General features: G+C 71.9%; 27 protein-coding genes and 4 pseudogenes. 11 read left to right on the top strand and 20 right to left on the bottom strand.

Features of this window, described 5'->3' with window-relative positions; genetic code table 11:
• Positions 1 to 147: 147 nt before the first annotated feature.
• From QUE51_RS17950 to QUE51_RS07265, 3 genes are all read right to left on the bottom strand, one after another.
• Positions 148 to 1,170: a 2-succinyl-5-enolpyruvyl-6-hydroxy-3-cyclohexene-1-carboxylate synthase gene (locus QUE51_RS17950; RefSeq protein ID WP_350226739.1), complete on the bottom strand. Its 1,023-nt coding sequence runs from the start codon at positions 1,168 to 1,170 to the stop codon at positions 148 to 150.
• Positions 1,164 to 1,634: a thiamine pyrophosphate-binding protein gene (locus QUE51_RS17945; RefSeq protein WP_350226738.1), complete on the bottom strand. Its 471-nt coding sequence runs from the start codon at positions 1,632 to 1,634 to the stop codon at positions 1,164 to 1,166. Before QUE51_RS17945 ends, QUE51_RS17950 begins: the two co-directional genes overlap by 7 nt.
• A 152-nt stretch (positions 1,635 to 1,786) precedes the next feature.
• Positions 1,787 to 2,182 (bottom strand): PLD nuclease N-terminal domain-containing protein, encoded by a 396-nt coding sequence (locus tag QUE51_RS07265; protein WP_286278870.1) that lies wholly within the window; start codon positions 2,180 to 2,182, stop codon positions 1,787 to 1,789.
• A 52-nt stretch (positions 2,183 to 2,234) separates the two neighbouring features.
• Here QUE51_RS07265 and QUE51_RS07260 point away from each other — a divergent pair, with 52 nt between their 5' ends.
• Positions 2,235 to 2,570 carry a DUF4229 domain-containing protein gene (locus QUE51_RS07260; RefSeq protein WP_286278869.1) on the top strand — a complete coding sequence of 112 codons (336 nt, stop codon included), beginning with the start codon at positions 2,235 to 2,237 and terminating at the stop codon, positions 2,568 to 2,570.
• On the opposite strand, the gene QUE51_RS07255 is transcribed toward QUE51_RS07260, so the two are convergent.
• The 3 genes from QUE51_RS07255 to QUE51_RS07245 are packed head-to-tail and all read right to left on the bottom strand — an operon-like array spanning position 2,560 to position 5,689.
• Positions 2,560 to 3,561: a 1,4-dihydroxy-2-naphthoate polyprenyltransferase gene (locus tag QUE51_RS07255; protein ID WP_286278868.1), complete on the bottom strand. Its 1,002-nt coding sequence runs from the start codon at positions 3,559 to 3,561 to the stop codon at positions 2,560 to 2,562. The genes QUE51_RS07260 and QUE51_RS07255 overlap by 11 nt on opposite strands.
• 9 nt (positions 3,562 to 3,570) lie before the next feature.
• Positions 3,571 to 4,740, bottom strand: a complete 1,170-nt coding sequence (locus tag QUE51_RS07250; protein ID WP_286278867.1) for an AMP-binding protein — start codon at positions 4,738 to 4,740, stop codon at positions 3,571 to 3,573.
• Positions 4,741 to 4,786: 46 nt separating this feature from the next.
• Positions 4,787 to 5,689, bottom strand: a complete 903-nt coding sequence (locus tag QUE51_RS07245; RefSeq protein WP_286278866.1) for a 1,4-dihydroxy-2-naphthoyl-CoA synthase — start codon at positions 5,687 to 5,689, stop codon at positions 4,787 to 4,789.
• A 131-nt stretch (positions 5,690 to 5,820) separates the two neighbouring features.
• Between QUE51_RS07245 and QUE51_RS07240 the strand changes: the two genes are divergently transcribed.
• Both QUE51_RS07240 and QUE51_RS07235 read left to right on the top strand, forming a co-directional pair.
• A complete protein-coding gene (locus QUE51_RS07240) occupies positions 5,821 to 6,141 on the top strand; it encodes a hypothetical protein (protein WP_286278865.1) in 321 nt (106 codons plus the stop codon).
• A 67-nt stretch (positions 6,142 to 6,208) separates the two neighbouring features.
• Positions 6,209 to 7,178 (top strand): annotated as a pseudogene (locus tag QUE51_RS07235) (o-succinylbenzoate synthase).
• 77 nt (positions 7,179 to 7,255) lie between these two features.
• Here QUE51_RS07235 and ccsB read toward each other — a convergent pair.
• The 6 genes from ccsB to QUE51_RS07210 are packed head-to-tail and all read right to left on the bottom strand — an operon-like array spanning position 7,256 to position 11,846.
• Positions 7,256 to 8,245, bottom strand: coding sequence for a c-type cytochrome biogenesis protein CcsB (ccsB, locus tag QUE51_RS07230; protein ID WP_434017250.1), 990 nt, complete (start codon positions 8,243 to 8,245; stop codon positions 7,256 to 7,258).
• Positions 8,246 to 8,254: 9 nt separating this feature from the next.
• Positions 8,255 to 9,883 carry a cytochrome c biogenesis protein ResB gene (resB, locus tag QUE51_RS07225; protein WP_286278864.1) on the bottom strand — a complete coding sequence of 543 codons (1,629 nt, stop codon included), beginning with the start codon at positions 9,881 to 9,883 and terminating at the stop codon, positions 8,255 to 8,257.
• The gene (locus tag QUE51_RS07220) at positions 9,867 to 10,616 is read right to left on the bottom strand and encodes a cytochrome c biogenesis CcdA family protein (protein ID WP_286278863.1); all 750 of its coding nucleotides are present in this window, start codon (positions 10,614 to 10,616) and stop codon (positions 9,867 to 9,869) included. Before QUE51_RS07220 ends, resB begins: the two co-directional genes overlap by 17 nt.
• Before the next feature lie 2 nt (positions 10,617 to 10,618).
• A complete protein-coding gene (locus QUE51_RS17935) occupies positions 10,619 to 10,951 on the bottom strand; it encodes a TlpA family protein disulfide reductase (RefSeq protein WP_350226737.1) in 333 nt (110 codons plus the stop codon).
• Positions 10,867 to 11,211: a thioredoxin domain-containing protein gene (locus QUE51_RS17930; protein WP_350226736.1), complete on the bottom strand. Its 345-nt coding sequence runs from the start codon at positions 11,209 to 11,211 to the stop codon at positions 10,867 to 10,869. The genes QUE51_RS17935 and QUE51_RS17930 overlap by 85 nt, the downstream gene beginning before the upstream one ends.
• A complete protein-coding gene (locus QUE51_RS07210) occupies positions 11,208 to 11,846 on the bottom strand; it encodes a histidine phosphatase family protein (protein WP_286278862.1) in 639 nt (212 codons plus the stop codon). Before QUE51_RS07210 ends, QUE51_RS17930 begins: the two co-directional genes overlap by 4 nt.
• A gap of 93 nt (positions 11,847 to 11,939) precedes the next feature.
• On the opposite strand from QUE51_RS07210, the gene aspS reads away from it, so the two are divergent.
• Entirely contained in the window at positions 11,940 to 13,250 is a 1,311-nt protein-coding gene (aspS, locus tag QUE51_RS07205; protein ID WP_286278861.1) for an aspartate--tRNA(Asn) ligase, read from the top strand.
• A gap of 74 nt (positions 13,251 to 13,324) precedes the next feature.
• Here the strand turns inward: aspS and QUE51_RS07200 are convergent, their stop codons facing one another.
• From QUE51_RS07200 to QUE51_RS07185, 4 genes are all read right to left on the bottom strand, one after another.
• Positions 13,325 to 13,579 (bottom strand): glutaredoxin family protein, encoded by a 255-nt coding sequence (locus QUE51_RS07200; protein WP_286278860.1) that lies wholly within the window; start codon positions 13,577 to 13,579, stop codon positions 13,325 to 13,327.
• 61 nt (positions 13,580 to 13,640) lie between these two features.
• On the bottom strand, positions 13,641 to 13,739 hold the full coding sequence (locus QUE51_RS07195) for a 30S ribosomal protein bS22 (RefSeq protein WP_003792170.1): 99 nt from the start codon (positions 13,737 to 13,739) through the stop codon (positions 13,641 to 13,643).
• A gap of 129 nt (positions 13,740 to 13,868) precedes the next feature.
• Positions 13,869 to 14,057 (bottom strand): helix-turn-helix domain-containing protein, encoded by a 189-nt coding sequence (locus QUE51_RS07190; RefSeq protein WP_286278859.1) that lies wholly within the window; start codon positions 14,055 to 14,057, stop codon positions 13,869 to 13,871.
• Positions 14,058 to 14,177: 120 nt separating this feature from the next.
• Entirely contained in the window at positions 14,178 to 14,633 is a 456-nt protein-coding gene (locus QUE51_RS07185; protein ID WP_286278858.1) for an ArsR/SmtB family transcription factor, read from the bottom strand.
• A 76-nt stretch (positions 14,634 to 14,709) separates the two neighbouring features.
• Between QUE51_RS07185 and QUE51_RS18360 the strand changes: the two are divergent.
• Both QUE51_RS18360 and QUE51_RS07175 read left to right on the top strand, forming a co-directional pair.
• Positions 14,710 to 16,130 (top strand): annotated as a pseudogene (locus QUE51_RS18360) (TrkH family potassium uptake protein).
• On the top strand, positions 16,123 to 16,791 hold the full coding sequence (locus QUE51_RS07175) for a potassium channel family protein (RefSeq protein WP_286278857.1): 669 nt from the start codon (positions 16,123 to 16,125) through the stop codon (positions 16,789 to 16,791). Before QUE51_RS18360 ends, QUE51_RS07175 begins: the two are co-directional and overlap by 8 nt.
• Before the next feature lie 375 nt (positions 16,792 to 17,166).
• Here the strand turns inward: QUE51_RS07175 and proC are convergent.
• Positions 17,167 to 18,014 (bottom strand): annotated as a pseudogene (gene proC, locus QUE51_RS07170) (pyrroline-5-carboxylate reductase).
• A 38-nt stretch (positions 18,015 to 18,052) separates the two neighbouring features.
• On the opposite strand from proC, the gene QUE51_RS07165 reads away from it, so the two are divergent.
• Positions 18,053 to 18,349, top strand: coding sequence for a cation diffusion facilitator family transporter (locus QUE51_RS07165; RefSeq protein ID WP_286278856.1), 297 nt, complete (start codon positions 18,053 to 18,055; stop codon positions 18,347 to 18,349).
• 23 nt (positions 18,350 to 18,372) lie between these two features.
• On the opposite strand, the gene QUE51_RS07160 is transcribed toward QUE51_RS07165, so the two are convergent.
• The gene (locus QUE51_RS07160) at positions 18,373 to 18,807 is read right to left on the bottom strand and encodes a nucleoside deaminase (protein ID WP_286279299.1); all 435 of its coding nucleotides are present in this window, start codon (positions 18,805 to 18,807) and stop codon (positions 18,373 to 18,375) included.
• 68 nt (positions 18,808 to 18,875) lie between these two features.
• On the opposite strand from QUE51_RS07160, the gene upp reads away from it, so the two are divergent.
• Entirely contained in the window at positions 18,876 to 19,511 is a 636-nt protein-coding gene (upp, locus tag QUE51_RS07155; RefSeq protein ID WP_286278855.1) for a uracil phosphoribosyltransferase, read from the top strand.
• 271 nt (positions 19,512 to 19,782) lie between these two features.
• Positions 19,783 to 20,492, top strand: a pseudogene (locus QUE51_RS07150) (winged helix-turn-helix domain-containing protein).
• Between the two features lie 25 nt (positions 20,493 to 20,517).
• Here the strand turns inward: QUE51_RS07150 and QUE51_RS07145 are convergent.
• Complete coding sequence (locus QUE51_RS07145) at positions 20,518 to 20,808, bottom strand: DUF4287 domain-containing protein (RefSeq protein WP_286278854.1); 291 nt, start codon at positions 20,806 to 20,808, stop codon at positions 20,518 to 20,520.
• Between the two features lie 252 nt (positions 20,809 to 21,060).
• Here QUE51_RS07145 and QUE51_RS17915 point away from each other — a divergent pair, with 252 nt between their 5' ends.
• Entirely contained in the window at positions 21,061 to 21,183 is a 123-nt protein-coding gene (locus QUE51_RS17915; protein WP_350226799.1) for a hypothetical protein, read from the top strand.
• The gene (locus QUE51_RS07140; protein WP_350226760.1) at positions 21,180 to 21,509 is read left to right on the top strand and encodes a MarR family winged helix-turn-helix transcriptional regulator; all 330 of its coding nucleotides are present in this window, start codon (positions 21,180 to 21,182) and stop codon (positions 21,507 to 21,509) included. Before QUE51_RS17915 ends, QUE51_RS07140 begins: the two co-directional genes overlap by 4 nt.
• Before the next feature lie 388 nt (positions 21,510 to 21,897).
• On the opposite strand, the gene QUE51_RS07135 is transcribed toward QUE51_RS07140, so the two are convergent.
• A complete protein-coding gene (locus tag QUE51_RS07135) occupies positions 21,898 to 22,785 on the bottom strand; it encodes a Gfo/Idh/MocA family protein (protein WP_286278853.1) in 888 nt (295 codons plus the stop codon).
• Between the last annotated feature and the right edge of the window lie 67 nt (positions 22,786 to 22,852).

Genomic DNA, 22,852 nt, shown 5'->3' with positions numbered 1-22,852 from the left:
GCACTGCCCGACACGAGCAGGATCGTGAAGCCGAGAACGTCGTCCGTAGCCATGTGTGCCCCCTTAGCTCGATGAACGTACGTCGCGACTTTCCTGCGATTCCGCAGACACGCCGCGCGTCGGCCCGATCGGGGCGGCCGGAATCCCTCAGCGGGGCAGCGGCACCTCGAGGATGCTCGGGCCGGGAGGCGGCGCAGTGAGGGCCTTGTCCAGGTCGCCGCGGGTCGTGACCCGGGAGTGCTCCCAGCCGTAGGCGGCCGCGAGCGCGGCCAGATCGACCGCCTGCGGGGTGTAGAGCACGCGGTCGAAGAGCCGCGCGTCCGCGTTCGCGGCAACCTCGAGGCCGTCGAAGATGGTGCCGCCGCCGTCGTTGCCCACGACGAGTTGCACCCGCGGGCGGCGCTCCCCGGCCGGGAGGAGCAAGCCCCCGGCGTCGTGCAGCAGGGTGAGATCGCCGAGGAGGGCGCGCGTCGTGCCGGCCGCACCGCGAGGGTCGTCGGCGGCGCCCGCCGCGATTCCCAGGGTCGTCGCGATGGTGCCGTCGATGCCGGAGAGGCCCCGATTGGCATGCACCCGGATGCGCTTCCCGCCGACCCGGCGATCGGCGTCACGGATGAGTCGGGAGGCGCCGAGGACGAGCCGGTCGTGGGGCCACGTCGCCCGCCACACCGCCTCGGCCAGTGCCTCTCGCGTGATCGGGGCACGGAGCGCCGCCATCTCGGACCGGGCGACCCGGCCGGCGGCGGTCGGGGAGGCGTTGGAGGGGTCGCCGACGTAGGGCGCGTCGTCCGCCGGGGCCAGTGCGTGCCGCCCCGCCACGACCCACGAGCGGAGCCAGCTCGGGTCGGCGGGCTCGGCAGGCGTCAGCAGGCCCTCGACCAGGCGTCCTCGGCGAGCGGGGTCGAACTGCTCGGCACCCGGCGTGCGGACCACGACATAGGGAACCCGGCCCACGAGCGCGGGGACCTCCCTGCTCAGCGTGGGACGGCCGAAGACGATCGCCTGCTCGACCGCTCCCCCGAGCTCCGGCATGCCGAGCACGCTGCGGTAGGCCGGAACGAGGTTGGGGCCGAACCGGGCTCCGCTCGCCACCTCCGCGACGAGGGGCAGCCCGGCCGCCCGGGCGAAGGCCTCGGCGTCCGGACCGGCGCCGGCCCCCGCGATCACCACGGCGCGCCCCGTGAGTTCGACCGCCTCGAGCGTTTTCTCGCGAGCGGGCGGCGGGGTCGCCGCAACGGTCGGGGGCGCCTCACGCGTTCCGGAGAGCGGGTCGCGGAAGGCCAGGTTGAGGTGGACGGGCCCCCGTGCGCGTGGTGGAGGACCTCGTCCGCGAGTGCCGCCGCCCGGCCCGGGCCGTCCTCGGCCGACGGAGCCGGCTCGTCCGTCGACCACACGGCGGCGGGCCCGAAGATGCCCGGCTGCCGAGTCGCCTGGTTGGCGCCGACCCCGCGCAGCTCGGGCGGCCGGTCCGCCGTGAGCGCGGCGATCGGCACTCCGGAATGCCAGGCCTCGAGCATCGCGGGATGCAGGTTCGCGACCGCCGTCCCCGAGGTCACGATCACGGGGACGAGGGTGCCCGTCTCCGCCGCGATGCCGAGAGCGAGGAAGCCCGCGTCCCGCTCGTCGATGCGCACGTGCAGGCGCAGCCTCCTCCTGCTCGAGCTCGGCGGCAGCGAGCGCGAGAGCCTGAGAGCGGGAGCCGGGAGCCACCACGGCGTGCCGGACGCCGCGCTCGGCGAGGCGCGCGAGGAACGCGTAGGCGAAGCTGCTCCCGCGGTTGGCGGCCTCAGGCATCGCGCCGGTCGGGCTGATCGCCGCCGTCGCTGTCGGTGTCGCGCTTGGGGAGCCGGTCGCGAGGAGGCGGCGGGACGTCCGAGTCCAGGTCGGCGAGCTGCTGCTCGAGACGCCGGATCCTCTCCTCCTGGTCGGCGTCGTGCGCCAGCTGACGGAGGAACGCCGGATCGTCGTCAGGGGCGACCGAGCGGGCCGCGGGAGCGGAGGCACGCCCTCGGCCGACGAGGAACCAGAGGAGCCCGCCGATGACCGGGACCAGGATGATCAGGAGCCACAGCCCCTTGCGCGGGCCCCGGATGCGCGCGCGATCGGTCATCGCGCAGTCCACCAGCGAGTAGACCAGGAACGCGACGGCAATCACCGATGCGATCAGCCAGAAGCGGGCCATGCACACACGATAGACGAGAGGGCTGTGCGCCGACCGTGCCTACACTGTTCGCGTGACTGTCGAGCGCCCGCGGACCCGCACCTGGGTCTGGTACAGCGTGGTGCGGATCGGCATCTTCGCCGTGGTCCTGGCGGTGCTCCTGCTCGTCCTGCCCGTCGCGCCGTGGATCTCCACGCTGATCGCCGCGGTCATCGCGTTCTGCCTCTCCTTCATCTTCCTCGGCCGCCCGCGCGCCGAGCTCGCGCAGGATCTCGACCGCATGCGGCGGGGTGAGCGCGCGCCGGTCGTGGAGCCTCGCGATGACGACGTCGAGGACGCGGCCGTCGAGCGAGCTCCGGCCGACGGGACATCCGCGGGGCGCCCGGGCGCCTCCGACGTCAGAGGATGAACGCCGCCGCGAGTCCCACGCCGTAGACCAGGGTCAGCGCGCTCGTCAGAGCGAGTGCCAGCACGAACTCCCGCGCCGTCCGGCCGGTGGCCACGATGAGCCCTGCCGGGATCGCGATCAGGAGCGCGAAGAACACCAGGTACGAGAACGGGTAGAAGATCGCGAAGAAGCCCACGATCGCGAACGCGAGAAGCAGCAGCACGCAGTAGAGCACGCGGGACGCGACGGGTCCGATCAGGACGCTGAGCGTCCGCTTGCCGGCCCGGCGGTCCTGCTCGATGTCGCGAATGTTGTTGGCGATGAGGGCGGCGCAGGCGAGGAAGCCGATGCCGACCCCGGACAGCCAGGACTCCGTGTTGATCTCGCCTGCCTGGACGAAGGTCGTTCCGCAGGTGGCGACGAGGCCGAAGAAGACGAAGACGCCCACCTCCCCGAGCGCCGCGTAGCCGTACGGCCGCTTCCCGCCCGTGTAGAACCAGGCGGCCGCGATGGCGGCGGCACCCACCGCGAGCAGCCACCACTGCTGCGACAGCACGACGAGGGCGAGGCCGGCGACCGCGGCGAGCGCGAGGAACGCGAGGGCGACCGTGAGGACGGTGCGCGGCTTGGCGGCTCCCGACGCCGTGAGCCTGGCCGGGCCGACGCGGTAGTCGTCGGTGCCGCGGATGCCATCCGAGTAGTCGTTCGCGTAGTTGACGCCGAGCTGGAGGAAGAGGGCGACGGCGAGACAGAGCGGAATGCGGTACTCGTGGAAGACGCCGCCGTCGGCGACGACCGCGGCACCGGTGCCGGCTGCGACGGGCGCGATGGACAGCGGGAGGGTGCGCCACCGCGAGGCGGCGACCCAGTCCGCGACCGTGGCCTTGCGCGGCGGGGCGACGCGCGCGGCGGGGCGGCCGGGACGTCCGCGGTTGGCCGGCCCCTTCGAGACGGAGGGCTTGCCCGCGGGGCGCGCGCCGCGCGACGGGGGACGCTTTCTGCTCTGAGCCACCGGCAAATCCTAGGGCGCGCCGCTCCCGGCGGCGGCGGGAGGCGCGCTGGCGGCGAGGCGCGCGACGAGGGCCACGCGGTCGGGCTTGCCGCTCGGCAGGGTCGGCAGCGGCGCGACCGTCTCGATCCGGTCCGGCCGTGCCGCCGCGCCGAGCCGCTCCCCCACCGCCGCGCGCACCCGGTCGAGCAGGCCTGTGTCCACGGGACGGCCGAGCACGACCACGGGGACCTCGCCCCACCGGTCGGAAGGTGCCGCGACCACGACGGCGTCCTCGAGCCCCGGCAGCTCCCGCACCGCGGCCTCGACCAGACCGACCGACACCTTCTCGCCTCCGGACACGAGCACGTCGTCGCGCCGGCCGCTCACCCGCAGCCGTCCCTCCTCGAAGGTGCCGGCATCCCCGGTGCGGTACCAGCGCAGGCCGTCCGCGTGCACGAATGCCGCCTCGGTTCGGGCAGGGTCGCCGAGATATTCCTCCGCGAGCATGGGCCCGGCGAGCTGCACCTCGCCCTCGACGATCCGCACCGAGACCCCTGCCAGAGGCACCCCGTCGTACACGCACCCGCCGCTGGTCTCCGAGGCGCCGTAGGTCCGGATCACGGGGAAACCCGCGTCGAGCGCGCGCAGTCGCAGCTGCTCCGGCAGGCGCTGCCCGCCGACCAGCGCCGCATCGACCCGGGAGAGCGCACGGCGGATCGCCGGGTCCCTCTCTGCGGCCTCGAGCAGTGCCGACACCTGCGCCGGCACGAGGGCCGTGTGGATGCGGTCGTGCTGCGGCTGATTCAGGACGGCCGCGGCGAAGCCGGACGGGTCGAACGACCCGGGCCCGAGGAGGACCGGCTCTCCTCCGGAGGAGATGGCCCGGACCAGCACCTGGAGCCCCGCGATGTAGTGGACCGGGAGGGCGAGGATCCAGCGGCCGGGACCGCCGAGCGCCGACTGTGTCGCTGCCGCGGAGGCGAGCAGCGCGTTGGCGGACAGCGCGACGCGCTTCGGCGTCCCGGCGCTGCCCGAGGTCTGCACCACAGCGGCGACCGGCTGCAGCACCCGCGGCGGGATGCCCTCCGCCGACGCACCCGGGGCGAGGGGAAGCACGGCGGGCCCGCTGCCGGACAGGGCGGCGCGGAGAGCCTCGAGGATCAGAGGGGGCTCGGGAGGAAGAACCGCCAGATCCCTCATCGCGTGCTCGTTCCGATCCGCAGCATCCGGCTCAGCAGCGTCCGGCTCAGTAGTGCCAGGGGAAGGACGACCAGTCGGGCGCGCGCTTCTCCAGGAACGCGTCGCGGCCCTCGACCGCCTCGTCGGTCCCGTAGGCGAGACGGGTGGCTTCCCCGGCGAACACCTGCTGCCCCACCAGGCCGTCGTCGACGGCGTTGAACGCGAACTTGAGCATGCGGATCGCGGTCGGGGACTTGCCGAGGATCTCGCGCGCCCACTCGAGCGCCGTGGCCTCCAGCTCGGCGTGGGGGACCGCTGCGTTGATCGCCCCGGTCTCGAGCGCGCGCCGAGCGTCGTACTCCCGGGCGAGGAAGAACACCTCCCGCGCGAACTTCTGGCCGACCTGCCGGGCGAAGTAGGCGCTCCCGTAGCCCGCGTCGAAGGAGCCGACGTCCGCGTCGGTCTGCTTGAACCGCGCGTGCTCGGCGCTCGCGATCGTCAGATCGCACACGACATGGAGCGAATGGCCCCCGCCCGCCGCCCAGCCGGGGACGACGGCGATCACGACCTTGGGCATGAAGCGGATGAGGCGCTGGACCTCGAGAATGTGCAGCCGGCCCGTGCGGGCCGCCTGCACCGCGTCGCCCCCGGCCTCCTCGTACTGGTAGCCGTCGCGTCCGCGGATGCGCTGGTCGCCGCCGCTCGAGAAGGCCCAGCCTCCGTCCTTCGGGCTGGGGCCGTTGCCGGTCAGCAGGACGACGCCGACCCGCGGGTTCTGCCGGGCGTCGTCGAGCGCCCGATAGAGCTCGTCGACGGTGCGCGGACGGAACGCGTTGCGCACCTCTGGCCGGTCGAACGCGACGCGCGCGACGCGCCCCGAGGTGTCGAGGTGGTAGGTGATGTCGGTGAAGTCGGCGGAGCCCGGACCGGGGGTCCACTCCCGCTCGTCGAAGAGCTCGGACACGGGCATGCCCTCACTCTAAGCGCGTGGGCGGCGCCCAATACACCAGGTCCACGCCGAACGCCAGCCCGTAACTCGCTTCGAATGTGCTGGGTACCGTTGACCTTGTCAGGATCGACTCCGCGGCGGAAGGGAAGACCATGACACTCACTCTCGGCTCTCGGACCCCCACGTGGACGAAGGTCAGCGATGACCTGATCAGTGGCGAGACCGACGGCAACTACGCCGGCATGATCGAGCGCAGCGGGACCCGCTGGGTCGCGCGGGACGCCTTCGGCGCGCTCGTCGGCCGCTTCGCCGCCGAGCAGGACGCCCGCGCCGCCTTCGAGCCGGCCGCCCTGACCGCCGCCTGGAACCGCCGCGAGCACCGCGAGCGCGTCATCGCCGCGGCCACCGCCATCGGCGCCGCCGGCAGCTCGGTCCTCATGGCCTTCGGTCTGCTCTCGCTCCTGCCGCTCTAGTCCGGTCGTTCCCCGAATCCGGCCGCCCCGGGCACCGGCCGGCGGCCCGGACCGGGAGAATGGCCCCGTGGTCTCCGCCGGCGAACTCCTCGCGACCCTGCACGTCGTCGACCTGCCCCTGCGGCGCCGCTTCCGCGGGCTCGAACGCCGCGAGGCCGCGCTGTTCCGAGGGCCGGCGGGCTGGGCGGAGTTCTCCCCTTCGTCGAGTACGACGACGCCGAGTCGTCCCGCTGGCTCGCCGCCGCGGTGGAGTTCGGCTGGCAGGAGTCTCCCGCCGTGCTCCGCGACGCGATCCCCGTCAACGCGACCGTCCCCGCGGTGCCGGCCGCCGACGTCCCCGCCGTCCTCGCGCTCTACCCCGGCTGCCGCACCGCGAAGGTGAAGGTGGCGGAGGCGGGCCAGACCGCGGAGGACGACGTGGCCCGGGTGGCCGCGGTCCGCGCCGCCCTCGGACCCGAGGGCCGCATCCGGCTCGACGCGAACGGGCGCTGGAGCGTGGACGAGGCCGAGCGGGCGGTGCACCGGCTCGAGCGGTTCGACCTGGAATACCTCGAGCAGCCGTGCGCGAGCGTCGACGAGCTGGTCGAGCTGAGCCGCCGCATCAGGTACCTCGACGTCCCGGTCGCCCTCGACGAGGCGGTGCGCAAGGCGGGCGACCCGCTCGAGGCGGTGCGGGCCGGCGCCGGCGGCGTAGTCATCCTGAAGGCCGCGCCCCTGGGCGGCATCCGCGCGGCGCTCGCGCTGGCCGATCAGATCGCCCTGCCCGCCGTGGTGTCGAGCGCGCTGGAGACCTCGGTGGGCCTCTCCATGGGCGCCGCGCTGGCGGCTGCGCTGCCCGAGCTCGCCTACGACTGCGGGCTCGGCACCGGCTCTCTGCTGGCCGCGGATGTCACGGCGGATCCGCTTCTCCCCGTCGACGGGCGCATCCCCGTGCGCCGGGTCGAGCCGGACGCGGAGCTGCTCGCCCGCTGGGCGGCTTCCCCGAGCGCACCCGCTGGTGGCGGGACCGCATCACGCGCTGCGCCGCGCTCCTCTAAGGAAGCGCCGGCGTGGGCGCTGCGGACAGTTCACGCCCATGTGCGGGGCGCGGATGTCCGCACGACCCGCGCGCCGATCAGAGGCCGGAGTACGCGTGCAGGCCCTTGAAGAAGACGTTGACGATGCCGAAGTTGAAGAGCACCGCCGAATAGCCGACGATCGCGAGCCACGCGGACCGCGACCCGCGCCAGCCGCGCGTCGCGCGGGCGTGGATGTAGCCGGCGTAGATGGTCCAGATGATGAACGTCCAGACCTCCTTCGTGTCCCAGCCCCAGTAGCGGCCCCACGCGTGCTCCGCCCAGATCGCACCGGCGATGAGGGTGAAGGTCCAGAAGATGAAGCCGACGATGATGACGCGGTACGCCGAGTTCTCGAGCGCGACCGAGCCGGGCACGGACGCGGGCAGCCGGAGGCCGCCGGTCGCCCCGTTCTCGCGCCGGGCCTGGACGAGCTGAACGACCGACAGCGCGAACCCGACGGTGAAGAACGAGGTCCCGAGGATCGCGACGAGGACGTGGATGACGAGCCAGTAGGACTGGAGCGCCGGTGGCAGCGGCACGACGCTCACGCGGAAGCCGAGGGTGGCGACACCGAGCATGAGCACGACGAGGCCGGTGATGATCGCGCCGAGGAAGCGGAGGTCGCGGCGGGTCAGCAGCAGCAGGAAGACGCCCATGATGAGCAGGGTCCCCGTCATGCAGAACTCGTACATGTTGGCCCACGGCACGCGGCCCGCGGCGATGCCGCGGAGCACGGTCGCCCCGAGGTGCAGCGCCCAGCCGAGGATCGCGAGCGTGACGCCGACCCGCAGGCTGACCGACTCGCGGGGCCGGGGCGCCGTCACGGCCGGCGCCTGGTCGAGGACGGCGGTCGAGCCTCTCGCCGAGCCGGCGTATCCGCCGGTGGCGCGGGCTCGGGCGATGCGCTCGGCGCCGCTCTCGGCGACGGCCGTCACGGCGGCGGATCGCCGGGCGAGGTCGAGCGTGAACGCGATGAACGCGATCGCGTAGACGCCCATGGCGGAGTAGAGGAGGAGCGCGGAGAACCCGTCCAGGGTCGAAGTCACGGCGACAGCCTACGTCGTCCGTGAGGCGCGGATCTGTGCGGAAGCCGCACCGCCGCTGTGCTCGTCCGCGAGCTCCCGCACGGCAACTGCGAGCCCGGGATCGTCGCCTCGCGCGAGGCCGGCGTACTCGACGCGCAGGCGGCCGTCCCCGTCCTCGTGCACCTTCACCCACATCCGCCGGCGCGGCACGAAGAGCGAGGTGAGCAGCCCGGCCAGCACGAGGATGGCGAAGGCGAGCACCCAGCCCTGGGTCGGGTCGTGGTGGATCTCGAGCGACGCGTACCGGCTCACGCCGTCGAGCGTGATGGTGCCGAGTCCGTTCGGCAGCTCGACCGTCTGCCCCACGGCCACCTGAACGGCGGGGACGTCGGTGGGACGGCCGGCCAGCTGGGTGAGCGACGCCGTGTCGAGCGTGTAGACGGACACCGGTACGCCCTTGTCGAGTCCCAGGTCGCCTGTGAAGACGTTGAGCGCGAGCACCGGATCCTGGAGCCCCGGGAAGGCGGAGGTGAGCGCGCCCGTCGAGAGCTTGGCGGGCGTCGGATAGAGGAACCCGATGAGTCCCACCTGGCTGGCCAGGCCGTCCGGCACCTTGACCACGCCGACGGAGGTGAGGTTCTGGTCCTGGGGGAGGAACGGCACCGCGCCCGCGAAGGCCACAGCGCCATCCGCGTTCCGAACCGTGATCCGGGGCGCATAGCCGTTGCCGAGGAGGTAGACGTTCGTGCCGTCGACGTCGAGCGGCGAGTTGACCTTGATGGTCGCCGGGGTGCTCGGGCCGCCGCCCGGCTGCTGGACGGTCACCGACGCCGTGTAGTCGATCGCCTGGCCGACCGCGTTGGCGTTCTCCTCCTCGTAGACGACGTCGAGCTTGTCGAGCGAGATCCGGTACGGGTCGAGCGAGGTGTCCGCGACGAGCCGGCCTCGGGTGAAGGAGTCGTAGCCGGCGACGTAGTTCACGAACGGCTCGCCCTCCACGACGATCTTCTGCCCGCTGTAGCCGAAGCTGCCGCCGAGGGCCACGGCGATGAGGATGCCGACGAGGGAGGCGTGGAAGACGAGGTTGCCGGTCTCCCGCAGGTAGCCGCGCTCCGCAGAGATCGACGGCCCGTACCGCTCGAGCCGGTAGCGCCCGCGACGGAGGAGGGCCTCCGCACGGAGCAGAGCATCCTCGGCCGATCCGTCCACCATCCGCGTCTCGACCGCGTCGAGGCGGGTCAGCCGCGCGGGTGTCCGCGGCGGCCGGGCCCGCAGCGCGCGCCAGTGGTGCAGCGTGCGGGGCAGCACGCAGCCGATGAGGGAGAGGAAGAGGAGCAGGTAGATCGCCGAGAACCAGATCGACGTGTAGACGTCGAAGCCCTGCAGCTTGTCGACGATCGGGTACAGGTCGGGATGGTCGATCCGGTACTGCGCGACGCCGTTCGGGTCCGAGCTGCGCTGCGGCACCAGCGAGCCGGGCACGGCCGCGATGGCGAGCAGGAGGAGCAGGAACAGCGCGGTGCGCATGTTCGTGAGCTGACGCCAGGCGAAGCGCAGCCAGCCGATCGGGCCGAGCCGGGGGCCGACCGGATCCGCGGCATCGATCGAGTCGGACTCGATGTGGTCGCTCGGGCGGGCGACCTCAGATGACCGTGACATAGCCGCCGATCACCGACCCGAGCTGGAGCATCCAGGCGTTCCAGACGCCCGTCACCATGAGGACGCCGATGGCCACGAGCAGCACGCCGCCCGTGAGATTGATGGCGCGGATATGCCGCCGCAGGAATGCGATCGAGGCGGTCGCCCAGCCGAAGCCGAGTGCGACCAGGACGAAGGGGATGCCGAGGCCGAGCGCGTAGGCGAGGCCCAGTGCGGCTCCGTGCCAGGGCGAGCCGCCGTCCAGGCTGATGCCGAGGATCGCGGCGAGGGTGGGCCCGATGCAGGGGGTCCACCCCAGCGCGAAGACCGCCCCGAGAAGGGGTGCTCCGGCCAGCCCTGCCACGGGCTGCCAGCGGGTCCTGACCGTGCGCTGGAAGACGCCGAACCGGCCGACGAAGACGAGCCCGAGGACGATGACGACCACGCCCGCGAGCCGGGTGAGGAGGTCGCGCCACTGGATCAGCCAGAAGCCGGCGGCCCCGAACGCGATGCCGAAGCCGACGAACACCACCGCGAAGCCCAGCACGAACAGGCCGACGCCCCCGGCCAGCCGCAGGCGGCCGCGGCGGTCGGCGGCGCTCGACCGGCCGTCGGCGAAGCCGCCGATGTAGGCGAGGTAGCCGGGCACGAGCGGCAGCACACAGGGAGACGCGAAGGAGACGAGCCCCGCGAGCAGGGCGACCGGCAGGGCGAGCGCGAGGGGACCGGTGACGGCGTCCCCGAGGGATCCCACGCTCAGTCCGTCTCGGCGACGGTGTCGCGGATGATCGTCTCGAGCGTCGAGGGCTCGGTGACCTGGCCCAGGATGCGGGCCGCGATCCGGCCCTTCCGGTCGAGCACGAGCGTGGTCGGGACGGCGTTCGGCGGAATCGAGCTGCTGAAGGCGAGCTGGACCGCGGCGTCCTGGTAGTCGATCACCGACGGGTAGGTGAGACCGAACGTGGTCGCGAAGGACGCCGCCGTGCCCGCCTCGTCGCGGGTGTTCACCCCGAGGAACTGGACGCCGTCCGCCGCGAACTCCTGGTTGAGCCTCTCCAGGTCCGGCGCCTCCGCCCGGCAGGGGGACACGAGGCGTACCAGAAGTTGAGGACCGTCACGTTCCCCGCGAGGTCGGCGGAGTCGATCGGGTCGCCCCCATCGGTCGTCCCGGTGAACTCCTGCGGCGACTCGCGGTGATCGGCGGCGTAGGTCTCGACCGTCCCGTCGCCCGCGATGTAGTCCTTGTTGCTGCCAGCCCGGTACTGGTCGGCCAGCGGATCCGCGCTGCAGCCGGCGAGCGCCGCCCCGGCCACGAGGACCGCCGCGAGCACCGAGAGCGCGCGTCTCACACGGCCCCCTCGTCGACGGCAGCACGGCCGAGCGCTCCCGCCGGGTTGCGGTAGTCCGTCTCGACGAAGCGGTTCCCCTTCTTGCCGACGGTCGTGATGCTCGACAGGTCGCAGCGCCGCCGCCGGGGGTCGTGGTACAGCCGCTCGCCGGCAAGGCTGCGGTGCACCATCCAGATCGGCAGCTGGTGGGACACGAGCACGACGTCGCCGTCCTCGACCGACGCGTAGGCATCGGCGACCGCGGCGATCATCCGCGCCGCGATGCTGAGGTACGCCTCACCCCAGCTGGGCCGGAACGGGTTGCTCACCCATGGCCATGCCTCCGGGTTGGTCAGAAGGCTCGGCCCGAAGTCGAAGCGCTTCCCCTCGAAGCGGTTGAACGGCTCGATGATGCGCTCGTCCGTCTCGATCGGCAGGCCGAACGCGGCGGCGATCGGGGCGGCGGACTCCTGCGTCCGCTGCAGAGGGGAGGCGATCACCCGGCGGACCGGCGCGCCGGCAAGAGCCCCGGCCGCCGCCTCGGCCATGCGGGTGCCGAGGACGGAGAGCCCGAAGCCCGGGAGGCGGCCGTAGAGGACACGTCCGGGATTCTCGACCTCGCCATGCCGCACGAGGTGCACAGCGCTGGCGACCACGCGCACCAGTGTACGGATGGCACCGCTGAGCCATCCCTGAGTCGGCGCACGAGCGGTCGGCCCGGCAGGCCCGAGCGCCTAGGCTTGAGCGCCGTGAGCCCGCGCACCCCGATCAAGCACCTCGCCCCTCTCGAGGACGGCCCCGTCCGGGTCGCCGGATGGGTCGAGACGATCCGCGACCAGAAGAAGGTGCAGTTCCTGGTCCTGCGCGACGAGTCCGGCGCCGTCCAGCTCGTCCGCCCCCGTCCCGAGGGCGACGACGACATCTCCCGCGCCATCTCGGGCCTCTCCCTCGGCAGCTTCGTGCAGGTCGACGGTCAGCTGAAGCACGACGAGCGCGTCAAGCTCGGCGGCATCGAGGTCAAGATCGACACCCTCGAGGTCGTCGGCCGCTCGCTGCCGGAGAGCCCCATCGCCGAGGACACCAGCATCGACAAGCGCCTCGACTGGCGCTTCCTCGACCTGCGGCGGCCGGAGCACAACCTCATCTTCCGCGTGCAGACCACCTTCGAGCACGCGCTCCGCACCTGGTGGATCGAGCACGACTACATCGAGATCCACTCGCCCAAGCTCATGTACTCCCCGTCGGAGTCGCGCGCCGAGCTGTTCCAGGTGCCCTACTTCGAGACGGTCGCGTACCTGGCCCAGAGCCCGCAGCACTTCAAGCAGATGGCCCAGTCGGCCGGCTTCGGCAAGATCTTCGAGATCGGCCCCGCCTTCCGCGCCGACCCGTCCTTCACCTCCCGGCACGCGACCGAGTTCGTGAGCGTCGACGCCGAGATCAGCTGGATCGACAGCCACGAGGACGTCATGCGGATGCACGAGGAGCTCCTCGTCGCCGGCCTGACCGCCGTCCGCGAACGGCACGGCGACGAGATCGAGGCCGCGTTCGGCGTGCAGGTCACCGTTCCGGAGACCCCGTTCCCCCGCATCCCGCTGGCCGAGGCGAAGCAGATCGTCGCCGAGAACGGGTACGTCGTCCCCCGCGCGGACGAGGACCTCGACCCCGAGGGCGAGCGCCGCATCTCCGCATACGTCAAGGAGAAGTACGGCCACGAGTTCGTGTTCCTCACGGACTACGCCTCGAACATCCGGCCGTTCTACCACATGCGCCACGCGGACGACGGGGCGCTCACGAACAGCTACGACCTCGTCTTCAACGGCGTCGAGATCTCGACGGGCGCCCAGCGCGAGCACCGTGTCGAGGTCCTCGAGCAGCAGGCCCGCGAGAAGGGCCTCGACGTCGCCGAGCTGGAGACCTACCTCGAGTTCTTCCGCTACGGAGTGCCCTCGCACGGCGGGTTCGGCATGGGCCTCAGCCGCGTGATCATGCTGCTGCTCGGACTGCCGAGCATCCGCGAGGTCACCTACCTGTTCCGCGGACCCAACCGCCTCCGCCCGTAGGCTCCGGTTCCGCGGGTGTTCCCGCTCTGCCGCGGGTGTCGTTGCACCCGCGCGATGGCGGCTTCTCCCGCGCGTCAGCGGGCGGCGGCGAGCACGGCGGCGCGGAAGCGGTCCGCGTCCACGCGCCAGAAGACGTGCACGCGATCCTCGATGAGGACGACCGGGATGTCCTCGGCGTACCGCTCCGCAAGCGCTTCATCCTCGAGGATGTTCCGCTCGTCGAGCTCCGCCGTGCCGGCGGGAAGCTCCGCCAGCACCCGCTGGACGACCGCGCGGGCGTCGTCGCAGAGGTGGCAGCCGGGCTTGCCGAGCAGCGTCACGGGAACCACGGGGTCAGCTTAAACGCAGAACGCCGGCCCCGAAGGACCGGCGTCTGCTGAGACTGTGCGCCTACTTCTTGTTGCGACGCTGGTGACGCGTCTTGCGAAGCAGCTTGCGGTGCTTCTTCTTCGCCATCCGCTTGCGGCGCTTCTTGATGACTGAGCCCATGTATTCACCTCACTGGAGCGTACGGAACCCGGGTTCCGTACAGAACCGGGGAAAACCTGACGGTCCAGTGTACCGGACGCCGGTGCCGGCCCCGCGAGTCGTCCTACCGTTCCGGCCGGCCAGAGGGCGTCACGACGCGCGGGACACCAGGTTCTCGCGCGCATCCTCGATGGCGGACTCCGGGACGCGGAAGGACGTGCCGAACCGGATGGCCGGGAGATCGCCGGAGTGGACCAGGCGGTAGACCGTCATGCGGGAGACGCCCATCGCATCGGCGGCCTCGGCGACGGTGAGGAAGCGGGGATCGGGGAGCGACAAGGGCCCTCCTGGGGTTCGGGAGCGACCTCGGGGTGCGGTCGCGAGCGAGGTCAACAGTAAAGTTCCCGTCGAAAGTGTGTAAAGCGGTTTCGCGGAACGGCCGGACGAGGTAAGAGCCGGTCAGCGGCGGAACGCGACCAGCTTCTCGATCGGCGCCGCCAGGCGCCGGCCGCGGTGCAGGGCGCCGGCCCCTGCAGCGCCGAGGCGGGCGGCCGCCCGACGGAGGGGCTCGGAGAGGACGAGCACCGGGGTCGGCTCGAGCAGCGCCACGTCGTCGGCGGGCAGATCCGCGGTCAGGAAGGGGACGAGCCAGTCCTCGAGCGTCCGGAGCGGAGCGAGGTCGAGCTTGTAGAAGCGGTGCTGGCCCTGATCGCGGACCGTCACCAGCGAGGCGTCGCGGAGCACCTTCAGGTGCTTGGAGACGGTCGGCTGGCTCAGGCCGAGGCGCTGCACCAGCTCACCCACGCTCGACTCGCCGCCGTGCGGTCCGGCGGCCCCCTCGGCGTAGCGCTGGAGCAGGATCTGCAGCAGATCGCGCCGCGTCGGATCCGCAACCACGTCGAAGATGTCCGCCATGCCTGCAAGGGTAGGGGTCGGCAGGAGAAAGCCCCAGGGCCCTTGGGGAGAAGACCGAACCGGCACAGGAGACGGCATGGCACGGCGACGGGCAGTCGCTCCGCTCGGCGAGCGGATCACCGACGCGCTCTCCTACTTCGTCTCCGGGACGCCCGCCCGCTTCGCGATCGTGGTCTTCCTCGCGCTCATCGCGCTGTTCACGTTCCTGCTCGCGCAGCCGGTGATGGCGGCCGACGGGCGGCCGACCGACCTCGCCGACGCCCTCTTCACGGCGACCTCGGCGATCTGCGTGACCGGCCTCGCCACCGTCGACATGGCGACCCACTGGTCGCCGCTCGGCCAGGTCGTGATCGTCGTCGGCACGCAGCTCGGCGCCCTCGGCGTGCTCACGCTCGCCTCACTCATGGGGCTCGTCGTGTCGCGGCGGCTCGGGCTCCGCCAGCGGCTGCTGGTCGCCGGCGACGTGAACCCCATGGCCATGCGCAAAGGCTCCAGCGACACCGGAGGCAGCTCGAGCCTCAGCGAGATCGGCGGCCTCCTCCTGACGGTCGCGGTCAGCACGCTCGTCATCGAGGGGGCCATCGCGATCCTGCTGTACCCCCGGGTGCTCCTCAACGGAGTGGACCCCCTCACCGCCGCGGGCGATTCGATCGCCTTCTCCGCGATGTCGTTCACCAACACCGGCTTCGTGCTCGCCGACACGGGGTTCGAGCCCTACCAGAACGACTACTACTTCCTGACACTGCTGATGATCGGCGTCACGCTCGGCGCCATCGGGTTCCCGGTCATCTACGCCCTCAGCCGCAACCTGCGCCGGCCGCGCCGCTGGTCGGTGCACGTCAAGCTGACGCTCGTCAGCTCCGCCGTGCTCGTCGTCGGCGGGATGCTCGCCTACATGATCCTCGAGTTCAACAACGGGAAGTCGTTCGGCGGGGAGGAGTCGGACCGCTCGCCTTCCAGTCCCTGTTCCTGTCGATCATGACCCGCTCCGGCGGGTTCTCGACGATCGACCTGGGCAACCTGCGCGAGTCCAGCCTCCTCGTGACCGACATGCTCATGTTCATCGGGGGCGGGTCCGCGTCCACGGCCGGCGGCATCAAGGTCACCACCCTCGCGGTGCTGTTCCTCGCCGCGTTCGCGGAAGCGCGCGGCAACCCGTCCATGAACGTGTTCGAGCGCAAGGTGCCGGGCGACGTGCTGCGCCTCGCGGTCAGCGTCGTCCTTTGGGGAGCCACCACGGTCGCCCTGTCCACCATCGTGCTGCTGCAGATGACCGAGGGCGGGCTCGACCACGTCCTCTTCGACGTCATCTCCGCATTCGGCACCAGCGGGCTCAGCTCCGGCTTCACCGCCACCCTCGACGATCCCGGGAAGTACGTGATGAGTGCGACCATGTTCATGGGCCGGATCGGCACGGTGACCCTCGCCGCCGCCCTGGCGTCCAGCCAGCGCCGCCAGCTGTTCACCCGAGCCGAGGAGAGGCCGATCGTTGGTTGACCGCATCCCCCACAACGCCCCCGTCCTCGTCATCGGCCTCGGCCGGTTCGGCGCGGCCACCGCAGGGCAGCTCGACCGCCTCGACCGCGAGGTGCTGGCCGTCGACGCCGACGCCGTGCTCGTCCAGAAGTGGTCGGAGCGCGTCACCCACGCCGTGCAGGCCGACGCGCGCAGCATCGACGCCCTCCGCCAGCTCGGCGCCCGCGACTTCTCCGTCGCCGTCGTCGCCGTCGGCTCCTCCATCGAGGCCAGCGTGCTCATCACGGCCAACCTCGTCGACCTCGGCATCCAGCAGATCTGGGCGAAGGCCATCAGCCGCTCGCACGGCACCATCCTCGAGCGCATCGGCGCGAACCACGTGATCTACCCCGAGGCGGAAGCCGGCGAGCGCACCGCCCACCTCGTCTCCGGGCGCATGCTCGACTACATCCAGTTCGACGACGACTTCGCGATCGTCAAGATGCATCCGCCCAAGCCCATCCGCGACCTCCCGCTCGGGCAGTCGCAGCTCCGCAAGAAGCACCACGTCACGGTTGTCGGCGTCAAGTCGCCGGGGAAGCCGTTCACGTATGCGACGGCGGAGACCGTGGTGTCGACTCATGACCTGGTCATCGTGTCGGGGACTACTGCTGATATCGAGCGGTTCGCTGGGTTGGTCTAGTTGTAGCTCTGGATTGGTTACGGCCGCGGCGGGGTGGGGGCATCACCGCTTCTCAGACAGCTGCGCGCCAAGCATGGCGCGCAGAACTCGCCTCGGCGATGCCCCCACCCCACCGCTCGGGACGCTGCGCTGCCGAGTGGGGGGAGGGATGCGGCCCAACCGATGCGGGGATGCTGTCGCCCCCGTCCGAAGGTCGGGAATCGCCAGTCAACCGATGATTGAGGAGCGCGCGGCGGCGAGCGTCTCGAAATCGGGCCCCTTCCCCTGACAGTTCCGCCTCCACCCGATGATTGAGAAGCGCCGCAGGGGCGTCTCGAAATCAGGCCCCTGATCGAGAGGTCTCGAAATCAGGGCCCTGCTGAGGGTGGGGCCCTATCAGGCGTAGGCGCGGGCCAGCTCCTGTGCGCGGGTCAGCGCGGCGGCTGTCGCGTGGTCGAAGGTGGCGGCCAGGTCGGCTTGCTCCAGGACCGCGATCGCGCGCTCGGTGGTGCCGTTCGGGCTCGTGACGCGGCGGCGGAGCTCCGCGGGGGCAGGCCCGAGGTGCGGAGGAGTTCCAGCGCGCCGCGGAACGTGCCCTGGACGAGGAGGGCTGACTCCTCGGCGTCGAAGCCTCTCTGCCGTGCCGCCTCCTGGAGCTGCTCCACCAGGTAGAAGACGTAGGCGGGGCCCGAGCCGGAGATGGTGCTCAGGGCGTCGATGCGGTCCTCCGTCACCTCCAGCACCTCGCCGACCGTGGCGAAGAGGGTACGGGCCAGCGCCGTCTGTTCCGCGGTCGCGCGAGAGCCCGGGCTGATTCCCGTGACCGCCAGGCCGACCGTCGCGGGGGTGTTCGGCATCGCCCGCACGGCCGCCACCGACGGAGGAAGCCGGCGCTCGATGGCGCTGAGCGGGACGCCCGCCGCCACGCTGATCACAAGCGTGCCGGGCTCGAGCGCGCCGGCGATCTCGTCGAGCAGGTCCCCGACTCCCGCGGGCTTCACGCCGACGAGGACGATCCCGGCTCCCTCCACGGCCCGCCGGTTCGCCTCGGGGTCCTCCTCGAGCGCGTAGGCCGTGACGCCCTCCGGCCCGCGACCCGGACGCCGGTTGGTGATGCGGATGCCACCCGTCACCGTGACGCCCGGCTGCAGCAGCCCCTGGAGGATCGCGCCGCCCATCGAACCCGCTCCCAGAATCGCGATGCTCGGCAGTTGGATTCCCTGGGCGTCCGTCACGGGGCCCATCCTAGGATTGCCTTCATCCGGGACGGCGGGAGGAACTCATGCCAGGCGCATTCGGTGAGCTGTCGGAGCTCGAGGAGGCCATCCTCGACGTCCCCGCCGTGCGCGGGGTCTCCGCCCTGCACGCCCTCGACCGCGGTGGCGACGGGCTCGTGGTCGTCACGCGCGTGGGCCTGTCCCCCTCCCTGCGGCTCTCCGAGGTGGTTCTCGCCATCGCCGAGGTCGAGCACCGGGTGAAGCGAACCGACTCGCGAGTGCGGGCTGTCTTCGTGGAGCCGGACATCGCGGCCGACTCCGCGACGCCGACCGAGACGATCGTCATCCGCGCCCTCGACTGATGCCGGGGGCGCCCCGGGGCGGGTCAGCCGCGCCGCGGGGCGAAGAAGTCGCTGAGCAGCCGCGCGCACTCGTCCGCGCGGAGCCCGGCGACCACGGCCGCCCGCTGCGGAAGCCGACGGTCCCGGATGACGTCGTAGACGGACCCCACAGCGCCCGCCTTCTCGTCCCAGGCGCCGTAGACCACTCGCCCGACCCGCGCGGCGAGGATCGCGCCGGCACACATGACGCACGGCTCGAGCGTCACGACGAGCGTGGCGTCCTCCAGGTTCCAGTGCCCACGGGTCGCGGCCGCCTCCCGGAGCGCGAGCACCTCGGCGTGCGCGAGCGGATCGCCGTCCGCCTCGCGTCGGTTGCGGCCCCGGCCGAGCACCGTCCCGGTCGAGTCGAGCACGACGGAGCCGACCGGCACATCCCCCGTCGCGAGGGCGGCATGCGCCTCGTCGAGCGCGAGGCCCATCCAGGCCGCGAGATCCTCCACCGCGGCCCTCCTCGCCGTCGCCGGCTCTCCCCGGCTAGATTGACCCTATGCGAGTGCATGTTGCCGACCATCCTCTCGTCACGCACAAGCTGACGGTGCTCCGCGACAAGCGGACCCCGTCGCCGACGTTCCGCGCGCTGGCCGAGGAGCTCGTCACCCTCCTCGCGTACGAGGCGACCCGCAGTGTCCGGGTGGAGCCGATCGAGGTCGAGACCCCGGTCGCCCAGGCGACCGGGCTCGCGATCAGCGACCCGAAGCCGCTCGTCGTCCCCATCCTCCGCGCCGGGCTCGGGATGCTCGAGGGCATGGTCAAGCTCATGCCGAACGCCGAGGTGGGCTTTCTCGGCATGGTCCGCAACGAGGAGACCCTGCAGCCCGCCATCTACGCCGAGCGCCTGCCCGAGGACCTGTCGAACCGGCAGTGCTTCATCCTCGACCCCATGCTCGCGACGGGCGGGTCCCTGCTCGCCGCCATCGAGTACCTCTTCGACCGCGGCGCCGTCGACGTCACGGCCGTCTGCCTCATCGCGGCGCCCGAAGGCCTGAAGGCCGTCGAGGAGGCGACCCAGGGCCGCAATCTCACGGTCGTGCTCGGCGCCCTCGACGAGAAGCTCAATGAAGTGGGCTACATCGTCCCCGGCCTCGGCGACGCCGGCGACCGCCTCTACGGCACCGTCGGCTGAACCCCGCGCCGGACTTGACACCCGGCCGCGCCCTGGCCCAAGATCGACCCCATGTCTTCTCCCTCGCGCATCCCGACCTCCTTCGAGGCTCTGGGGAACGCCGGCATGATGGTTGCCGGCCGCGCGATGTGCTGTCGAATGTGCCGCTGACTCCCTCTCTGCTCAGCCCGTTCGCACGCCGCCTGCCTCTCTGAGGCGGAGTCCCGGCGATCCCCCGGCGCCGTTCCGGTCGCCGACCGCAGCACCCTTTCCGGCTCTCGAGCCGCACACCATCAAAGGCTTCCGATGTCTCTCGCAACCCTCGACTCCACCGTCTCCAACACCCCCGTCCGCAGCGCGGCCTGCCCCCGCCGCGCCCGCCCCTCGCCTGCGGCCCTTGCCCGAAGGGACCGAGGCCCGCGGCTTCGTCCTCTACGTGGGCGTCGACGAGGCGAAGGCCCTCGACGCCGGCACCGACCTGAGCACCCTTGTCGAGGCGCTGCGCCGCCTGACCGTCGATCTCGTGCCCGGAGCGCAGACCCACGCGGCGGTCGCCCTCGCCCCCGCGGAGCGGGCGGGCGGGACATCGACGTCGTGCGCCTCGCCCTCCAGGACCCGTCGGCCCTGGCCCGTCACCGCACCGTGGACGAGCCGTCGCAGGACACCGTGGAGGGCGTGACGATCGACCTCTCGCGCAAGCGGGTCGTCCTCGGCGAGGAGACCGCTCCGCTCACGTACAAGGAGTTCGAGCTCCTGCAGTACCTGGTTCTCCGCGAGGGACGCACCGTCGCCCGCGCCGAGATCATCTCCGCGCTCTGGCCGGCTCCGGACGCGGACGCTCCCAACGAGCGGACCATCGACGTCCACGTCCGGCGACTGCGCTCGAAGCTGGGCGCGTACCAGGACATCGTGCGAACCGTGCGCGGCACCGGGTACCGGTTCGACCGGCACGCCGACGTGGTCGTGCGTCACGACCTGCGCGGTCCGAGCCCCGACCTGTGAGCCGGCGTCCGAGCGAGAGCCGGGACTAGGGCTGCGGCCGGGTGGCCTTCCCGTCGAGCCACAGCCGGTCGGAATCGTCGCGATGCGGCCCTGCCGAGCCGACGTGCGTGGCGTCGATCCGGTCGCCCTTCGTGATGACGTGGACGAGCGCCATGGCGTGACCGCGGCCGAGGCCGTAGTCCTCCTTCAGCCACTCGACGATCGGCGTCGCCTTGGAGCCTCCGCCGAATCCGCGCTCCGCGGCCAGCTCCACGAACTGCCGGGGAGTGAGCCCTGTCTTCTCCTCGATGTTGTCGAGGTAGGCCTGGAACGACATCGCTCTCCCCCTCTGCCACCCGCGCGACGCGCCCTGGGCGAACTCTCAGAAAATAACAGTTGCGGGGGTCTGGCGGCCGTTACCTAACCGTTATATATTTCAAGAGCGTTAGTTGTTTGCTGTGGCAGCTACCGCGGAATGTGATTGCAGGACACTCTTGGTGCAAGGGAGAGGGCCGGTCGCTAGCCTCTGCGACCGGCCCTCAATTCTGTCCGGCGCCAGGCGCCGGACAGCCACCTAGGCTGAGCGATCATGGCGAGCGCAGTCGAGGTTTGGGAGTCGCTGTTCCGGGCCCAGGTGGCCGTGATGCGCCGCCTCGTCGCCGAGTTCCCCGGTCGCTCTCGTTCAACGAGTACGACGTCCTCTTCAACCTGAGCCGGCTCCCTGAGCGCAGCGCGCGGATGCGGGACCTGAACGGCGTCGTGCTGCTGAGTCAGCCGAGCATCAGCCGCCTCGTCGACCGGATGGTCGCGCGTGGCCTCCTGGAGCGGCTGCCGGACGCCTCCGATCGCCGAGGGACGGTCGTGCACCTCACAGATGCCGGCTACCGCGCGTTCCTCGAGGTCGCCGGCGAACACCGGCGGTCGATCGAGCGGACGCTCGGCACGGCGCTGCCGGACGCGGATCTCGACGAGCTGCGCCGGCTCACCGACGCGCTGCGCGCCGCCGTGGGCGAGACCGGCGTCGAGCAGCAGGACTAGCGCCGCCGCTCGAACTCCGCCGGTGGAGCGGGTGCCGACTCTGCCGGTGGCGGAGGGCTCCGCCACCGGCATTCAGTCAGCATTCCCTCCGCCGAGGTCGGTCGGAGCGCCGATTGGGTGGATCGGCGACGGCGTTGCTGCCACGAGGTCGGCTCGACTGCCTGCTCCCCGCGAGGGGAAGCATCGGGTAGCTTCCGGGCCGGCTGTGTGAGGCCTTTGCACCACGCTCCGGACCTCTGGGTCAGAAACTAGACCCGGCGGTCGTCCCTCGCGGAAGAATGTCCCCCGGCCTACTGCCCGAATCGGGTGAAATGTCCCCCACCATTCGTCGCGGCGGACGCTCCGGGGTACAGGGCATGGGGGACGTGGCTGTCCCCTCGCCCGGCGGTCAGCCCCGGTTCATCCCGACCCGTTCGTCGATCTCGCTGAGGATGCGGACCACCTCGCGCCCGAAGCGGAGGTCGCTGCGGTGACCGGCGACGCGCCCCTCCGCGATGGCGACCAGGGTGGTGAGCGCACCCGTCATGGCGTCCACCGCCCCGGTGCGAGCATCGGGCTTGCGGATGCGCCCCGCGGCTCCCCACAGCTCGAGGTTCGTCCTGTCGGCGCCCTGCGGAGCCCGCAGGGTCCAAGACAGACTGGTCAGCGCGCCCGATTCATGCTCCATGACCGCGGCGACGAGGTCCCCGCGTCCGCCCGCCGCCTGCACCCGCACCACCGGTCCGAGGAGCGGCAGGACGAGCGAAAGGGCGTGCGGACCGACGTCCCAGGTCGCACCCCGCGACCAGCGCCAGCCGGACCGCAGGTAGGGACTGCCGCCGTCGGCGAGGGGCGAGCAGATCCACTCCGCCGTCGCGCCCTCCCACCCCTGCCCCTCCGCCTCGTCGACCCAGGCGGCCACCTCCGGCTGGAACAGGCTCGTATGGAAGACGAGGGCGGCGGCCCCGCTCTCCGCGACGGCCGACGCCACCCGGTCGGCGACGTCGAGGCGATCGGCCGCCGGCTTGTCGAGCAGGAGATGCTTCCCGGCGGCACCGGCCCGAGCGGCAAGGGGCCCTTGCACGTCGGGCGGCACCGCGAACGAGACGGCATCCACGCTCGCGAGAAGGTCGTCGACGGAGTCGAACGCGCGCACCCCGAACTCCTCGGCGAGCGCGCGCGTGGGGCCGGGACTCCTCCCCCAGACACCGGCGAACTCGACGTTGGGAGCCGCCGCGAGGGCGCGCGCATGGCAGGTGCGCGCCCAGTATCCGGTGCCGACCAAGCCGAATCTCATGACGTCGCGTCCTCGGGCATCCGGGTCATTCTGCACCCCCAGTAGCGGGGAAGGCGAGGTGCGAAAC

It is taken from the genome of Naasia aerilata (genome assembly GCF_030296595.1).
Taxonomy (GTDB): Bacteria; Actinomycetota; Actinomycetes; order Actinomycetales; family Microbacteriaceae; genus Naasia; species Naasia aerilata.
This window is presented reverse-complemented; position numbering and strand designations above follow the sequence as displayed.

Excerpts from the sequence above, each read along its gene's own strand:
- QUE51_RS07265 (WP_286278870.1), bottom strand. The coding sequence starts at position 2,182 with ATGGCCCGCTTCTGGCTGATCGCATCGGTGATTGCCGTCGCGTTCCTG.
- QUE51_RS07250 (WP_286278867.1), bottom strand. The coding sequence starts at position 4,740 with ATGAGGGATCTGGCGGTTCTTCCTCCCGAGCCCCCTCTGATCCTCGAG.
- QUE51_RS07245 (WP_286278866.1), bottom strand. The coding sequence starts at position 5,689 with ATGCCCGTGTCCGAGCTCTTCGACGAGCGGGAGTGGACCCCCGGTCCG.
- QUE51_RS07240 (WP_286278865.1), top strand. The coding sequence starts at position 5,821 with ATGACACTCACTCTCGGCTCTCGGACCCCCACGTGGACGAAGGTCAGC.
- resB (WP_286278864.1), bottom strand. The coding sequence starts at position 9,883 with ATGTCACGGTCATCTGAGGTCGCCCGCCCGAGCGACCACATCGAGTCC.
- QUE51_RS07195 (WP_003792170.1), bottom strand. The coding sequence starts at position 13,739 with ATGGGCTCAGTCATCAAGAAGCGCCGCAAGCGGATGGCGAAGAAGAAG.
- QUE51_RS07185 (WP_286278858.1), bottom strand. The coding sequence starts at position 14,633 with ATGGCGGACATCTTCGACGTGGTTGCGGATCCGACGCGGCGCGATCTG.
- QUE51_RS07165 (WP_286278856.1), top strand. The coding sequence starts at position 18,053 with ATGCCAGGCGCATTCGGTGAGCTGTCGGAGCTCGAGGAGGCCATCCTC.
- QUE51_RS07160 (WP_286279299.1), bottom strand. The coding sequence starts at position 18,807 with ATGGGCCTCGCGCTCGACGAGGCGCATGCCGCCCTCGCGACGGGGGAT.
- upp (WP_286278855.1), top strand. The coding sequence starts at position 18,876 with ATGCGAGTGCATGTTGCCGACCATCCTCTCGTCACGCACAAGCTGACG.
- QUE51_RS07145 (WP_286278854.1), bottom strand. The coding sequence starts at position 20,808 with ATGTCGTTCCAGGCCTACCTCGACAACATCGAGGAGAAGACAGGGCTC.
- QUE51_RS17915 (WP_350226799.1), top strand. The coding sequence starts at position 21,061 with ATGGCGAGCGCAGTCGAGGTTTGGGAGTCGCTGTTCCGGGCCCAGGTG.
- QUE51_RS07135 (WP_286278853.1), bottom strand. The coding sequence starts at position 22,785 with ATGAGATTCGGCTTGGTCGGCACCGGATACTGGGCGCGCACCTGCCAT.